Below are 14,971 nucleotides of genomic sequence, written 5' to 3'. Positions count from 1 at the left end.
GTAATGTTTATCCTAGAAAAAAGAGATGGTTACTATTTTGCTAAAGTCTCAGGTAAATTAAGTCATAAAGACTATATTGAGGATTTAATACCCAAAATAGAGGCTGCTTTAGCAGATCAAACAGAAAATAAATTCATAATGGATATTACAGAATTTCAAGGATGGTCAGAAATAAGAGCAGCTTATGATGATTTTAAAACAGGAATGAAACATCGTAAAGATTTTGAGAAAATTGCTATTATTGGAGACAAAAAATGGGAGGAATTTATAATTAAAACTTTTGGTCTCTTTATAAAAGCAAAAGTAAAATTCTTCTACACAGAAAATAATGATGATGCTGAAAATTGGATAACTAAATAATTATCTGTTCTTCATGAAGAGCAATATTATAATTGCTTGAAATTTGCTCTTTTATAAAGTTTATTAAATCTATTATATCTTGCCCTGTCGCACTTCCATTATTTACTATAATGCCACCATGCTTAGGTGAAATCTGCGCGCCACCTATTTTCTTACCTTTCAAGCCAAGTTCTTCAACCATCACTCCCACAGGCACATTTGCTTGTGGCCGTTTAAATACACTACCTCCACTAGGAATTTGAGGTAAATTTGCTAAGCGCCTAGAATAAATATCATCTAATTTATGTTTTATTTCTTCTCTACTCTTCTCTTCAAAAATAAATTCAGCAGATAAAATACAAATATCTTTATTATCTTTAAACATAGAAAATCTATAGCCATACTCTATTTCTTCTCTTGGATAATCTATTACTTCTTTAGATTTAAGATTCAAAACTCTTACACTTTTCACACATGAGTATATTTCATCGCCATATGCGCCAGCATTCATTATTAAAGCACCACCAACACTAGCAGGAACATCATAAAAAGTTTCTATACCACTAAGTCCAGCTTTATATGTCGCTAATGCCAAATCTTGTAATAATGCCCCTGATTGAGCTTTAACAATATTATTTGAGATTGAATAACTAGAAAAATTATTACTAAAAACAACAAAAGTTATTTCATCATCGTAAAACTCTTTAGAAAATATAATATTACTACCATTTCCTAAGAAAAATATATTCTCGTATTTGTTAACTATATCTAAAACTTCCGCTTCTGTTTTTGGAAAAAAAACGTTTTTAGCAAAAGATTTAATTCTATAAGTATTATACTTTTCTAATGATTTATAACCTTGCATTTTAATCTGATTCCTGATCAGCTACTAATTCTATTTGCATAAAATTAGACATATTTTCTACTAAATCATTATACCCTCTGAAGATCTGATGAGCATTATTTATAGTTGAGAAATCTTCTAATAACGATCCTGCCATTAAACACGCCATACCGGCTCTTAAATCTTTAACACTCATAATTGCAGACCTGACTTCTTCTAAATTTTTTATCGGGTTTATTCTAATTAAATTATTATCTATAGAAACATCAAAGCCCATTTTTCTAATTTGATAAACATAATTTATTCTCTCCGGATAAACTGTATCTTGTATAGTGCTTGGATCTTTTGCCATCAATAACATCATTGCATATATTGGCTGTAAATCCGTAGGAAAATGAGGAAAAGGCGCAGCTATTATATCTACTCCATTTAACTCACTGTCTTTTCCGAAGAATTTAATACTTCTAGTTTCTGGGTTATGTTCCCATTTTGCATTAGCTGCTATCAGCTTATCCAATGGCTTCTGAATATTATATAATTCTGCATTTATATTAGTAATAGTCACATTAGTCTTATAAAGATAAGCCATTGCTGCATAAGTCATTGCTTGGATTCTGTCAAAAATAATCTCAAACTCACAACCTTTTAACTTAGCAACGCCATGTATCGTTATAACACGAGCATCACTATCAAAATCAACTTTTGCACCACATTTATTTAAATAATCAATAAGGGTAACCACCTCTGGCTCTAAGGCTACATTTTCTAATACTACTTTTGAACTGCCAATTACAGCATACATTACTAAGTTCATAGTAGCTCCAACTGAAGGAAAGCCCATTTTAAAAACAGCATCTTTCTCTTCCTTGTATGCTACGATCATATGATCATCTGCTAGCTTAACTTCAGCACCCAATTCTTCTAAGCCCTGCAAATGAATATCAAAAGGTCTCTTATCACTAAAGCTACATCCTCCAGGAAAACCTATTTTAACTTTGCCTTTCTTTTTAAGCATTGATCCTAGAAGCATTAATGAACATCTTGTTTTAGAGGTTAATTCTTCAGATAGCTCTAAAGTATTTGTATCAATACCCTTTGTATTTATACAAACAATATCCTTACTTTTTTCTTTAACTTTTGCTCCTATACTTTCTAATATCTCCTTAGCACCTTTATAATCTAATAAAGTAGTAGGTACATTTAAGAAAGTAGTTTCTGTTTCGGGAATCAATGAAGCAAAAATAAGATGTAATAAAGCATTCTTTGCTCCACTAATATTTATAGTTATTTCATCAGCTATCTTATCTAGCTTTTTTACTCTTACTGTCTTCATTATTTTTCCCTTTATTTTTAATATTTGCGAAAGGATTATCCGATTGTTTAAATTCAAATGCTATTGGAGTCCCTCTAAATTCTAAAGCTTCTCTAAAAAAGTTTTCTAAATATTTTTTATATGAATGTGGTAACTTGCTTACTTGATTTCCATGAATAACTATTATAGGAGGATTATGCCCTCCTACATGAGCATACTTAAGCTTTATTCTAAATTTACCAACCATCGGTGGTGAATGTGCATCAACAGCCATTTGTAAAAGCCTTGTCGCATCTGCAGTAGTTATTTTCCTATTAGCACATTCATATGCTGTACCTATAGAATCAAACACATGACCAACGTTAGTACCATGCAATGCTGAGATAAAATGAATATCAATATAATCTTCTAAGAAAAATAGTCTTCTTTTAAGCTCTTTCTTAACAGCTTCTTTATCTTCTAAAGACATCCCATCCCATTTATTAACTGCAATTACTAATGCTCTACCATTTTTCACAGCAAAGTTAATCAAACTTAGATCCTGATCTGAAATACCTTCTCTAGCATCGACCACAGCAATTACAACATTAGAATTTTTAATTGATTGAAGAGTCTTAACTACCGAGAACTTTTCAAGTGTTTCTTTAACCCTTCCTCTTTTTCTAACACCGGCAGTATCTATAATTGTGTATTTTTTCCCATGCCTTTCAAAAGGTATTGCCACGCTATCTATAGTTGTGCCGGGCATATCATATACAACAACTCTTTCTTCACCAAGCATTCTATTTGTTAGAGTTGATTTACCAACATTAGGGCGGCCAATTAATGAATAGTGTATCCCATGCCTATGCTCTTCATTATGCTCTGCTATTTGCGTATAGTCTTTATGAAAATCATTTAATGGTTTTTTTAAATACTTATCTAATAGTTTTTGAATATTCCTGCGATGCGCTGCCGAAATTGGAAAAACTTTTTCAAATCCTAAACTATAAAAATCAGCTGTAACTAACTCTTCATCAGCACCATCTGCTTTATTAACCACAACTATAACTTTTTTATCTTTCTGGCGTAAAAGTTGAGCAACATATTCATCATCAGCTGTAACACCCGCCCTACCATCTACAACAAAGAAAATAAGATTAGCTTCATCTATAGCAACTTCAGACTGTTCTGCCATAAACTTATCAAATCCAGAATCTAAATCTGAAATACCTCCAGTATCCACAACTAAATAATCTAAATCATCATATTTAGCTTGGCCATACTGCCTATCACGTGTCACACCTTCAAAATCAAATACAAGAGCATCTCTAGAATTAGTTAGGACATTAAACAAAGTAGATTTACCAACATTAGCTCTACCAACTATAGCTACTAAGAAAGACATTTATTTGTCAAAAAAATTAAATTCCATATAAGCAAAATGTTACTCTATTTAAGGCTTTTTATAAAGCGAATAATCATTAAGTATTAAACATATACAGATATATCTAGCGTAAATGTATTCATATGTTGGCCATTATACAAACTCTGATAAGAATACTCAGGACCAAATAATACATTATCATCAAAATATGCTCTCTGTGCTGAAACTAAATATTGATTTTTTATTCCTGTAGCAGGAACCATTCCTCCAGCCTCAGCTGATAGACCCATTGGTAAATTATTAGCATTATATGTTTGCCCATAACTGAAGTTGACGTTAGTGCCTCTACCTAATAAATCAAAACCATAAGCTGAACTCAAATACCACGCACCGGCATAAGTATCACTATATCCATTAAATTGTGTACTTGTATTTGTAGTACTTGCCCAACCAGCTCCAAAGCTAAGCCTTCCAGGAAGTATATTTGAGAAATTTAACGTTCCATCTACGTTTAAGGATCCCACTCTTCCTTGTATATTTTTAAAAGCACCCTTTGCCCCATGCAAATCATACATATAACCTACGTTCCAACCGGCCTGTACAGAATCCATTACAGATATTGCATCAAAATAACCTAAAGAAAAACTTGGATGATCTCCGGAGTTATATACAGTAACGTTTGCGTTAGAAGTAGAACCTTTATAGTTTATAGCAGCATTTGCCACCCTATCAGGTCTAAATAAGTTCGCTGTAATACCTGATGTCCAAGGGCCACCACCACCAAATGCACCAACCGATATCCTATACTTACCAACTGTCACAAACCAAGGTGATGAATCTAAATTTCCAAAGATAACTAAGGCATCCTGCAAACCCAAGTCTGCCGACTCAGTAGTTGTAAAATCAAACTCTGCTGTTACAAAATGACTTATATTAGATACAAAATATAGTGTAGCTGCTGTTACATAAATATTTTGTCCATTTTGATTATAATTCCCCCCACCTCTCTTAGAAATAGCTGAACCAGACCAAGCTTGAGCATCAACTTCTATAAATCCTCCAAAGAATAATGCTACATCGTCAAAATTATTTCTCTGATTTAAAATACTTGCTGCAAAAAGGTTACTTGGTAACTGTCCTATAGGTATTGAGTTATTACTTGAATAGCTTCCTATATATGATACCTGTCCCTGTGTCGTAATCGGCACATCATCAACCGTATTAACACTCTGTATAGCTGGACCTGTATCATCAGCATTAAGGGTGTCAGCTAAAGCTTCATCTAGTCCTGCATTTCTAGCAAAATCGACATCTGTTTCAAACTTAGATGCTACAGGTTTAGACTTACCTAAAGTAATACCAACGTTCTCCGCACCATATGTTTCTTTCACATTATAATCACCTATCTCTGATGAGAGCTCATTTATCTGTTGCTGAAGTGCTATGATAGCATCTAATTGGGCTTGATTATTTGTTTGTTCAGATGAGGAGGGAGCAGCAAAAGTAAAACTTACACTAAACAGAAGGAATATTAAAAAAAATATTCTTATTAGCCTACCTCTCTGAAACATATATTTTTTAGAAGTATTAGATATAAACTGACATATCTAGAGTGACAGTGTTCATATGCTGACCATTATATAACTTCTGATAAGCATACTCAGGACCAAACAATACATTATTATCAAAATAAGCTCTCTGTGCAGAAGCAATAAATTGATATTCTATTCCTGATGAGGTTGAGCCAAACTTTAATGGTGATGCTGCTATTGACATTGGAACGCCTGCTGCATTATATGTTTGTCCATATGATAAGTTAAAGTTAGTATCCCTACCACCAAGATTTAAAGCATAAACTCCAGCAACATACCATGCACCAGCATAGCTCTGCGTGCCATTCTGCATATAATCATATTGATTTGTAGTACCTGTCCATCCCACGTTTGTTGAGAAAAATCCAGGACCTACAGCATAAGTTAAGTTAGCATCTAAATTAATCACCCCTGTCTCTGCACTACCCATAACTTCTTTTAAACTTCCATTTCCTGCACCAGGAAGATTATAGATATAACCAGCGTTCAAACCTCCAGATAAGTTCTCTGTGAAAGCATCAGCATAAAACACACCTGTAGAGAAATTGGCTGTTCGATCATCAGCGCCAAATACTGCTACATTCGCGTTCAATACATTATTTTTATAATTCACAGACACATTAGTAACATAGCCTGGTGCGAATATACTAGTTATACCACCAGTTAACGGTCCACCACCACCGTAGGTTCCTACAGAAAGCTTATTTTTACCGGCTGTTACAAAGAAGTTAGAAGTATCTAAGTTACCGAATATAACAAATGCATTTCCCACATGGAAATTACCCGTCTCATCTGCATCAAAATCGAACTGGGCAGTAACATAATGACCCAAGTTTGATAAGAAATATAAAGTTGAGTTTGTTAAATATATATTTTGACCATTTGCTGAGAATGGTGGCGCGCCCCCAGATCTACTAATTTGACTCCCAGACCAAACTTGAGCATCCGCTTCAATAAAGCCACCAAAGAAAACTGAATAATCATCAAACTTAGCCCTTTGCCCTAAAAGAGTAGATGCAAAAAGGTTTGAAGAAATCATCCCTATTGGAATACTGTTGTTACCAGAATATGAACCCAAATAAGTAATCTGACCACCTGTTGTAATTGCTGGAGCACCAGATACATCAATACCACCACCTTCATTAAATAAAGATGGCGCAGCACCTAAACTTACAATAGAACTATCTTCATTAGCTCCAGCTAAGATATCAGCCATATCAATATCTGAATTTCCTATTCCTACACCTTGAGAATTATTTTGCTCAACCTTAGAGCTATAAGTTGAAAATGCTGAATCACCTCCTGAAGAAGCGCTCCCTGTACTAGTGCTAGTACCAGTAACCATTCCCACAGGATTACCTTGCTGGGCTTTATTGTAATTAATACCAACAGATTGTTGATTTTTTAAGTCACTAAGTTGACCTTTAAGCTCTTTTACTTGTTTTTGAAGTTGTAAAAGTAAAGCCTGCTGATCAACAGCACCATCAGATGCATTATTATCTGAGCTAGTTGACTGATTTGATGAGCTAGCACTAGGCGATGTTGAGGAATTATTAACTTGAATATTTTGCTGACCAATACTAGTTGCGCCCAAAGGACCTCCTTGAGAAACAACCTCAGTCTTAGAATCCTCTGCATAAGCATTTGAAAAGCCGATAGCCAATACAAGCATACTGCTAACAAACAGCGTAGTTTTTCTAATAAAATTACAAGTCATTATGCCCCCCAGCTAGAGTAAAATAACTTCCAAAGCCTAAAAATCTGAATTTAAAGTTTAACAACTGTTAACACCAAAAACAATTAAAAATTTATATTGTTTAATTTCCACTTATGTTTCAAAGAAAAATAAAGTTATATTGGCATATATGGAGCATATGTAGGCGTCCAAGAAGACATATTTATCAATCTTTCTACCTCTGCATCAAACTCTTCCGGAGTAATATCTTCTAAATCTAGATCAACTCCATGAACACCTTCTTCTATAGCTTGTTTTGCTACTGCTTTAGTAATTTCAAAAGAAACTTCCACTAAATCAGTTATTTTTGCTAACAATGGTTCAGTAATGTCTTCTTTAATAACCATTGGTGAAAGTTCACTAAGTCTATAACATGCTGCCCTAATCATACCTTTAGTAAGCTTTTTGGCATGTACAGCAACTGATCCCAAACCTAATCCAGGAAAAATGAAAGCATTATTCCCTTGTGAAATCCTATAGGTTCTTCCATTAAATTCAACGTCTGGGAATGGACTTCCTGCAGCAATCAAAGCCTTACCTTCAGTCCACTTAATAATATCTTCTGGAATTGCTTCACATAATGAAGTTGGATTAGATAAAGGCATAATAATAGGGTAATTATTAAATTTTGCCATATCTCTTATTACTTCTTCTGTAAAAGCACCGGGTCTTCCTGATGTACCAATAAGAACATCTGCCTCAGTATGTCTAACTGTTTCTTCTAAAGTTATATAATTTGGATCTTTAACCTTCCATTTTTCTAAAAGTTTACTAGATTTAACAAATGGTCTTTGACTCTCTGTAATTCTTTTTGGTTTAATTCTATCTGTAACTAAACCATATCTGTCTATTAAATAAATACAGTTAGCAGCTTTTTCAAAAGGTAACCCCGTTAAATCAGAAATCACATCTGCTAATTGATTTGCAATACCGCAACCAGCACTACCTGATCCATATATAACTATTCTTGTATTTTCTACATCAGCAATCGCTTCTTCTGTGGTTAATTCTCCAGCATTAATTCTAATTCTGTTTGCTGTTTTAATACCCGCAATAACATTTGCTGTTGCAACAATACCAGTACCTTCTATATCATCATTAAAAGTACAAAGCTTTTCTTTATATTTATCTAAAATTCTTTGAGCATTATCTCTTCCTATATCTTCCCAATGAAGGAACACATTTGGAAACCTCGTTTTTAATTCTTTAACAAATTCTTCGATAAACTCATCATATGTTTCACCAGAAACTCTTGGAAGTCTCATCCCCAAATAGCCTGGGGCACTTAGAAGCTCATCATTATTTGTCCCCATATCCAACTGTACAGGTAAAACTCTAGCTGGATCAATTCCACTGGCCGCAACATAAACCATAAGCTTACCAATACTGATGTTCATACCACCAATACCTTGGTCACCGATTCCTAAAACAGCTTCTCCATCTGTAACCAATATAAGGTCTATACTATTATAATCATATCTTTCTAAGATCTTACCAATATCTTTCTTATGGTTTATAGATAAAAATAATCCACTTTGTTTTCTGAATGAACTACTGTATTTTTGAACTGCCTCTCCCACTGTTGGAGTATAAATTATAGGCATCACCTCTTCCAGGTTATTTCTTAGGAAGTGGTAGAATAATGTTGTGTTTAAATCATGAAGCCTGTTTAAGAATACAAACTTTTCTAAATTTGATGGTTTTAAGTCTAATTGCTTTCTTACTCTTGCTGCTTGCTCTTCTAGGCTTTCAACCTTTTCTGGCAATAACCCAACCAAATCAAAGGCTATCCTTTCCTCTTGACTAAAAGCAACGTCCTTGTTTAAAACTCTATTATTCAGCAATTGCCTACCAGAAAGGTTAGTCTCAATAGCAAAAACCCTACCAGTTTTATTTCTCAGCTTTCTTATTCTTTTCTTTTCCATAATTGTGAACCACTTATTAATATAAACACACAAAAATTCATTGAAGCAAGCAGCCAGTATCTTACAACAGTTGCTTTTTTTCAACAAAAACTGAATACTATATGGCTATTATACTTAGTTAATATTTTGCTTTAAAGCTTTTCTTTAGTATGAAAGTAATAAGACATTTAGAAAATTTTTCATCTAGTAAAAAAAGTGTGGTCACTATTGGCTCATTTGATGGTGTGCATCTTGGTCACCAATCTATTATAAATAAACTAAAAGATATTGCTAATAAAGAGAACTTGACTCCTTTTGTTATTTTCTTTGAACCTCTCCCAAAAGAATTTTTTCTAAAAAATACTGCTCCAGCAAGAATATATAGCTTTAGAGACAAAGTCATAAACATTAAAGAAACAGGTATAGAAAACATAATTTGCCTAAAGTTTGATAAAAAAATTATTAATATAGAAGCTGAAGATTTTATAAAAGAATTTCTAGTTAAAAAGCTTAAAATAGATCACATAATAATAGGTGATGATTTTAAATTTGGTAAAGATCGTAAAGGTGATTACGATATGCTTTTAAAGTATTCTAAAAAATTCAATTTTACTGTTGATAAACTATCTACGCTAAATATCGAAAATAAACGAGTTAGCAGTAGCTTAATTAGAAATGCTTTATTACAACATGATCTAAATAAAGCTCAAACACTTCTAGGTCACAACTTTAAAATAAATGGTAGAGTAATTCATGGACAAAAAAATGGTAGGAAACTAGGTTTTCATACTGCCAACCTAAAGCTTCCAAAAAATTCGGCCTTAAAAGGAGTTTTCCTGACTAAAATCTATATTGATAATGAGGTTTATTTTGGTGTAACAAATGCTGGAGTACGCCCAACATTAGATGGAAAAAACTTTCTCTTAGAAACTCATATTTTTAATTTTAATAAAGAAATTTATAAAAAGCATATCACTGTTGAAATATTAGATTTTATAAGAGCTGAAAAAAAATTTAATTCATTTGAAGAGCTTAAAAAACAAATCAATCAAGATATTCAAACAGCAAAAAAACTTAGCTTTAAATATACTACTTAGATTTTTTATTTTTTTTCTTCTGGATTAATGATTTCAGAAGCTCCAATCCTTTTGAAAAGGTAATAACTTAACCAATTAAAACTAACTACAAACCTATTTTTCATACTAATCAAAAATGTTATATGAACCCCACCCCAAATAAACCAACCTAATCTACCTTTTAGTTTAAGTCCAAATATTTCAGCTATTGCAGAATGTTTTTGGATTATAGCCATAGTTCCTAGATCTTTATATTTAAAATCTTTACACGGCTTATGAATACTTGTATTTATAATATGCTGTGCAATATATTTTCCTTGTTGCTTTGCTACTGATGCTAGACCCGGTAAAGGTTTTTTCTCACATCTAGAAATATCTCCAGCAAAATAAATATTTTTATATTTAGAGTGCCTCAAATCTGGAGCAACACTAATTTTGCCCTTCTCCATCTCTTTAGCCATCCAATCTCCTAAAGGCGATCCTGACAATAAGGCGCTCCAAATTATAGTCGTACCTTCATATACACTTTTATCAGTTGTAACTTTATTATTATTAATATCTTTAACAGATTCATTTAAATAAACTTTAACTCCTCTCTTAGTTAAAGAATCATATGCATAATTAGATAACTTTTCAGAAAAAGCAGACAATATTGTTTTCCCTGCATCGATCAAGTTAACTGTAATATTATCTCTAGAAAAAGTTTTATAAGATTCAAAAATATCAGTTGATAAAATATCTAACAAGGCACCAGTGATTTCAACACCTGTAGCTCCAGCACCTATAATTATAAAAGTTAGATATTTTTTCCTTTCCTCATCAGAACTAGCATTTTCTGCCAACTCAAACTGCCTTAAAATATGATATTTCATTTTTTGAGCATCTGCTGCTGTTTTTAAAGAAAGTGAATTATCTTTCCAGTGCTTATTATTAAAATAATCATACTCAACACCTGTAGCTACTACTAAAAAATCATATTCATACTTTTTATCTTTTGTTACAACCAATTGCTTATCAGGATCTATACTAACAACTTCATCCATATGAAAATCAATTTTAGAATTATCAATTATTTTCCTAATAGGCACCGCAACAGAGGTCAATGGAATAAATGCTGTCGCTGCTTGATAAAGCATCGGTTGAAAAACATGATGATTATTTTTATCTAATAATGTGATTTCAAAATGTTTGCTAAATTTAGATAGCTTTAATGCACAATTAATACCTGCAAAACCAGCCCCTACAATTACTACTTTCTTCATACATATCCTCTATTATCTAAAAATATCTCATCTTCATCTAAACCTTAACATTATATTTAATGATAACAAGGCTACATTACTGCAAAAAACTTATTTCTTTAATATTTTCATCATTAAAACACTATGTTATTAGTTATTTATTTTTTAGCTATTAACATAAGCGCATATCTACTTTATAATTTTATGCTGTGAAATTTCATTTTTAACTAAAAGTAATAATACCTTAAAGGATTTTCTATGAGTGATTATAAAGACACTTTAAATCTCCCAAAAACGTCTTTCTCAATGAAAGGTAATTTGGCAAATAAAGAACCTATGATTTTAAATAAATGGGAAAAACAAAAAATTTATCAAAAAATTAGAGAGCATTTCGCTGGAAGAGATAAATTTATTCTTCATGATGGTCCTCCCTATGCAAATGGTAGCATTCATGTTGGACATGCCGTAAATAAGGTCCTAAAAGATATTATTGTCAAATCTAAAACTTTAAGTGGTTTTGATGCACCTTATGTTCCAGGTTGGGACTGCCATGGTTTACCTATTGAACTCCAAGTTGAGAAAAAACATGGTAAAGCTGGACAAAAAATTGATGCCAACTCTTTTAGAAAAGAATGTCGCAAGTATGCTAAAAACCAAGTTGAAATCCAAAAGAAAGATTTTAAAAGGCTTGGAGTTTTAGGCGACTGGGAAAAGCCTTATCTAACTATGAACTTTGATTATGAAGCAAACATGATTAGAACTTTAGCTCAAATAATCAAAAACGGACATCTAAGCAAAGGCTTCAAACCTGTTCATTGGTGTACAGATTGTGGATCTGCTCTTGCTGAAGCAGAAGTAGAATACAAAGATAAAACTTCTCCCGCAATAGATGTTAAGTTCAAAATAAAAAGTATAGAAAAACTTTCTGAAGCCTTTAACACAAAAATTACAAAAGATGCTTTTGCTATTATATGGACTACTACTCCTTGGACACTACCGGCAAACCAAGCCATAGCAGTTAGAAATGACTTAGAATATAGTCTTATCGAGCTAAACTGTTCTTTTATAATATTAGCAAGCAATTTAGTAGAAAATACTTTAAAAAGGTATGCTATAGAAGACTATAAAATCATAGCGACAACTACTGGGGACAACTTAGTAAACATAGTTGCTGATCATCCTTTTTATGATAGAGAAGTCACGATCCTACATGGTGACCATGTTACAGATGACTCAGGTACTGGTATGGTACACACAGCACCAACTCATGGTGTAGAGGACTTTGTTATAGGTAAAGAACATAATTTATCTATGGAAATATTTGTAAAAGGCAATGGTTGTTATGGAGAAAATACTCCATTACTAGCTGGTGAGTTTGTATTCAAAGCAAATGATAGAGTTATCGAAATTCTTGGTGAAAATGAGCGCTTAATGAATTTTGCAAAAATAGAACATAGCTATCCTCATTGTTGGAGACATAAAACTCCTCTTATTTTCAGAGCCACTCCTCAATGGTTTATAAGTATGGAGAAACAGCATCTACGAAATAATGCTATGGATGCTATTAAGAATACAACTTGGATTCCTTCTTGGGGACAAAACCGTATTGAAGCAATGATGGAAGACAGGCCTGACTGGTGCATTTCCCGCCAAAGAACATGGGGAGTTCCTTTACCATTATTCATACACAAAGAAACAGAAGAGCTACACCCAAATACAATAGAAATATTAGAAAAAGTAGCTCTAAAAATTGAAAAAGGTGGTATTGAGGCATGGTTCAACTCATCAGCTGAAGATTTTATTACTGAAGTTGAAGATTATAAAACTGTTACAGACACTCTAGATGTTTGGTTTGATTCAGGCTCATCAAACTCTTGTGTGCTCAAGCAAAATAAAGAATTACAATATCCAGCCGATTTATATCTAGAAGGTTCTGATCAGCATCGCGGTTGGTTCCAAACATCTTTACTTGTAGGGTTAGCAAGCTCAGGAAGTAAACCTTTTAATGAAGTTTTAACTCATGGCTTTGTTGTTGATGAACATGGTCGTAAAATGTCTAAATCTTTAGGTAACGTTGTAGCACCTCAAGATGTTTATAGTACTCTAGGAGCAGACATTCTAAGACTATGGGTAGCTTCTACCGACTATAGAAGTGAGATGACAGTTTCAGACGAAATATTTAAAAGAATTGCTGACACATATCGTAGACTAAGAAATACTTCTAGATTCTTACTATCAAATCTAGATGGATTTGATCCTGAAACGGATATTATTGAATTTGATAGACTTGTTAAATTAGATCAATGGGCTATAGCTAAAACTAAAGAATTCCAGGAAAAAATAATAGACGCATATGATAGTTATCAAATACATGTTGTAGCTCAACTTATACACCATTTTTGCTCTATTGAAATGGGTAGTTTTTACTTAGATGTAATAAAAGATAGACAGTATACAGCTAAAGCAGAAGGACACCCAAGAAAGTCTGCTCAAACAGCTATTTACCATATAGCTCATGCTCTAGTTAGATGGATAGCTCCTATACTTTCATATACTGCTGATGAAATTTGGGAAGCAATTCCAAAAACTACAGACTTACCTATCCAACTATGCGAATGGTATACAGATTTACAAAGTTTCAATAAAAATGATGAGATGGGTCTAGATTTCTGGGAGCATATCCAAAAAATCAGAGGAGAAATTAACAAAGTTTTAGAACTAAAAAGAAATGAATCGCTAATAGGAGCATCTCTTGAAGCAGAAATAACAATTTTTGCGAATAATAGTTTTACGGCAGGAGCAAATCATTCTATATATAGCGACATAGAATCGTTAGGAAATGAAGCTAAATTCTTGTTTATGGTCTCTGAAATTAAGTTAAATAAGTTCATAAACCATAATGCCCTGCCTCCCAATGCTATAAAAACAGGTATAGCAGGCTTATATATTTGTATTGAAAAATCAGAAGAAAAAAAATGTGAAAGATGCTGGCATCGTAGCAACACTATTGGTCAATCTGCTGAATATCCAGACATTTGCCATAGATGTGTTGAAAATATAACAACAGAAGAAGGAGAGTCTCGTGCATTTGCTTAAAGGTAAAATTAAATGGTTTATTTTTGCTATATTCATTATTTGCTTTGATTTAATTACAAAACATATAGCAAATACAAATTTAGAATATGGCATACCTCATGAAATAACATCTTTCTTTAATTTCACCCTACTTTACAATTATGGTGCTGCATTTAGTTTTTTAAGTAGTGATCAGACATCTTGGCAACTAATAATGTTTTCTGCCATTTCCCTTATAGCATCTGCAGTATTAATTTTTCTTATATTAAAGCAACCTGAGAAATCAAAAATAAATCTTTTATCATTCTCATTAATTCTTGGTGGTGCACTTGGAAATTTTTATGCTAGAGCATTTCAAGGATATGTAGTAGATTTCTTAGATTTTCATATTGGTTCTTATCATTGGCCTGCTTTTAATATTGCCGATTCTGCAATTACTATTGGTGTAACTTTATTTTTAATAACTTCTCTTTTTAGCAAAAAATAA

11 protein-coding genes are annotated in these 14,971 nt (G+C 32.6%); 4 read left to right on the top strand and 7 right to left on the bottom strand.

Annotation, left to right across the window (positions count from 1 at the left end):
* Nucleotides 1-3: 3 nt before the first annotated feature.
* Complete coding sequence (locus DNK87_RS05705; protein WP_119329923.1) at nucleotides 4-360, top strand: SpoIIAA family protein; 357 nt, start codon at nucleotides 4-6, stop codon at nucleotides 358-360.
* Here the strand turns inward: DNK87_RS05705 and murB are convergent.
* The 6 genes from murB to DNK87_RS05675 all read right to left on the bottom strand — a co-directional run bounded on the left by murB (nucleotide 353) and on the right by DNK87_RS05675 (nucleotide 9,113).
* On the bottom strand, nucleotides 353-1,204 hold the full coding sequence (murB, locus tag DNK87_RS05700) for a UDP-N-acetylmuramate dehydrogenase (RefSeq protein ID WP_119329922.1): 852 nt from the start codon (nucleotides 1,202-1,204) through the stop codon (nucleotides 353-355). The two genes, DNK87_RS05705 and murB, sit on opposite strands and share 8 nt — an antisense overlap.
* 1 nt (nucleotide 1,205) lies before the next feature.
* Entirely contained in the window at nucleotides 1,206-2,516 is a 1,311-nt protein-coding gene (locus tag DNK87_RS05695; RefSeq protein WP_119329921.1) for a UDP-N-acetylglucosamine 1-carboxyvinyltransferase, read from the bottom strand.
* A complete protein-coding gene (gene der / locus DNK87_RS05690) occupies nucleotides 2,485-3,882 on the bottom strand; it encodes a ribosome biogenesis GTPase Der (RefSeq protein WP_119329920.1) in 1,398 nt (465 codons plus the stop codon). Before der ends, DNK87_RS05695 begins: the two co-directional genes overlap by 32 nt.
* Nucleotides 3,883-3,965: 83 nt before the next feature.
* Nucleotides 3,966-5,432 carry a DUF3573 domain-containing protein gene (locus DNK87_RS05685; RefSeq protein WP_119329919.1) on the bottom strand — a complete coding sequence of 489 codons (1,467 nt, stop codon included), beginning with the start codon at nucleotides 5,430-5,432 and terminating at the stop codon, nucleotides 3,966-3,968.
* A 16-nt stretch (nucleotides 5,433-5,448) separates the two neighbouring features.
* Nucleotides 5,449-7,170, bottom strand: coding sequence for a DUF3573 domain-containing protein (locus tag DNK87_RS05680; protein ID WP_119329918.1), 1,722 nt, complete (start codon nucleotides 7,168-7,170; stop codon nucleotides 5,449-5,451).
* Between the two features lie 134 nt (nucleotides 7,171-7,304).
* Nucleotides 7,305-9,113, bottom strand: coding sequence for an NAD-dependent malic enzyme (locus DNK87_RS05675; RefSeq protein WP_119329917.1), 1,809 nt, complete (start codon nucleotides 9,111-9,113; stop codon nucleotides 7,305-7,307).
* 149 nt (nucleotides 9,114-9,262) lie between these two features.
* On the opposite strand from DNK87_RS05675, the gene ribF reads away from it, so the two are divergent.
* Entirely contained in the window at nucleotides 9,263-10,189 is a 927-nt protein-coding gene (gene ribF / locus DNK87_RS05670) for a bifunctional riboflavin kinase/FAD synthetase (RefSeq protein WP_119329916.1), read from the top strand.
* Between the two features lie 5 nt (nucleotides 10,190-10,194).
* Here ribF and DNK87_RS05665 read toward each other — a convergent pair whose 3' ends face one another.
* A complete protein-coding gene (locus DNK87_RS05665; protein ID WP_119329915.1) occupies nucleotides 10,195-11,430 on the bottom strand; it encodes an NAD(P)/FAD-dependent oxidoreductase in 1,236 nt (411 codons plus the stop codon).
* A gap of 237 nt (nucleotides 11,431-11,667) precedes the next feature.
* On the opposite strand from DNK87_RS05665, the gene ileS reads away from it, so the two are divergent.
* A complete protein-coding gene (ileS, locus tag DNK87_RS05660; RefSeq protein ID WP_119329914.1) occupies nucleotides 11,668-14,505 on the top strand; it encodes an isoleucine--tRNA ligase in 2,838 nt (945 codons plus the stop codon).
* Entirely contained in the window at nucleotides 14,492-14,971 is a 480-nt protein-coding gene (gene lspA / locus DNK87_RS05655; RefSeq protein WP_119329913.1) for a signal peptidase II, read from the top strand. The genes ileS and lspA overlap by 14 nt, the downstream gene beginning before the upstream one ends.

Origin of the sequence: Pseudofrancisella aestuarii (genome assembly GCF_003574475.2) — a bacterium.
GTDB lineage: Bacteria > Pseudomonadota > Gammaproteobacteria > Francisellales > Francisellaceae > Francisella > Francisella aestuarii.
Note: the sequence above shows the minus strand (reverse complement) of the source record. Positions and strands in the feature narration are given on the sequence as shown.

Coding starts and splice junctions, on each gene's coding strand:
- DNK87_RS05705 (WP_119329923.1), top strand. CDS start 4: ATGTTTATCCTAGAAAAAAGAGATGGTTACTATTTTGCTAAAGTCTCA.
- murB (WP_119329922.1), bottom strand. CDS start 1,204: ATGCAAGGTTATAAATCATTAGAAAAGTATAATACTTATAGAATTAAA.
- DNK87_RS05695 (WP_119329921.1), bottom strand. CDS start 2,516: ATGAAGACAGTAAGAGTAAAAAAGCTAGATAAGATAGCTGATGAAATA.
- der (WP_119329920.1), bottom strand. CDS start 3,882: ATGTCTTTCTTAGTAGCTATAGTTGGTAGAGCTAATGTTGGTAAATCT.
- DNK87_RS05685 (WP_119329919.1), bottom strand. CDS start 5,432: ATGTTTCAGAGAGGTAGGCTAATAAGAATATTTTTTTTAATATTCCTT.
- DNK87_RS05680 (WP_119329918.1), bottom strand. CDS start 7,170: ATGACTTGTAATTTTATTAGAAAAACTACGCTGTTTGTTAGCAGTATG.
- DNK87_RS05675 (WP_119329917.1), bottom strand. CDS start 9,113: ATGGAAAAGAAAAGAATAAGAAAGCTGAGAAATAAAACTGGTAGGGTT.
- ribF (WP_119329916.1), top strand. CDS start 9,263: ATGAAAGTAATAAGACATTTAGAAAATTTTTCATCTAGTAAAAAAAGT.
- DNK87_RS05665 (WP_119329915.1), bottom strand. CDS start 11,430: ATGAAGAAAGTAGTAATTGTAGGGGCTGGTTTTGCAGGTATTAATTGT.
- ileS (WP_119329914.1), top strand. CDS start 11,668: ATGAGTGATTATAAAGACACTTTAAATCTCCCAAAAACGTCTTTCTCA.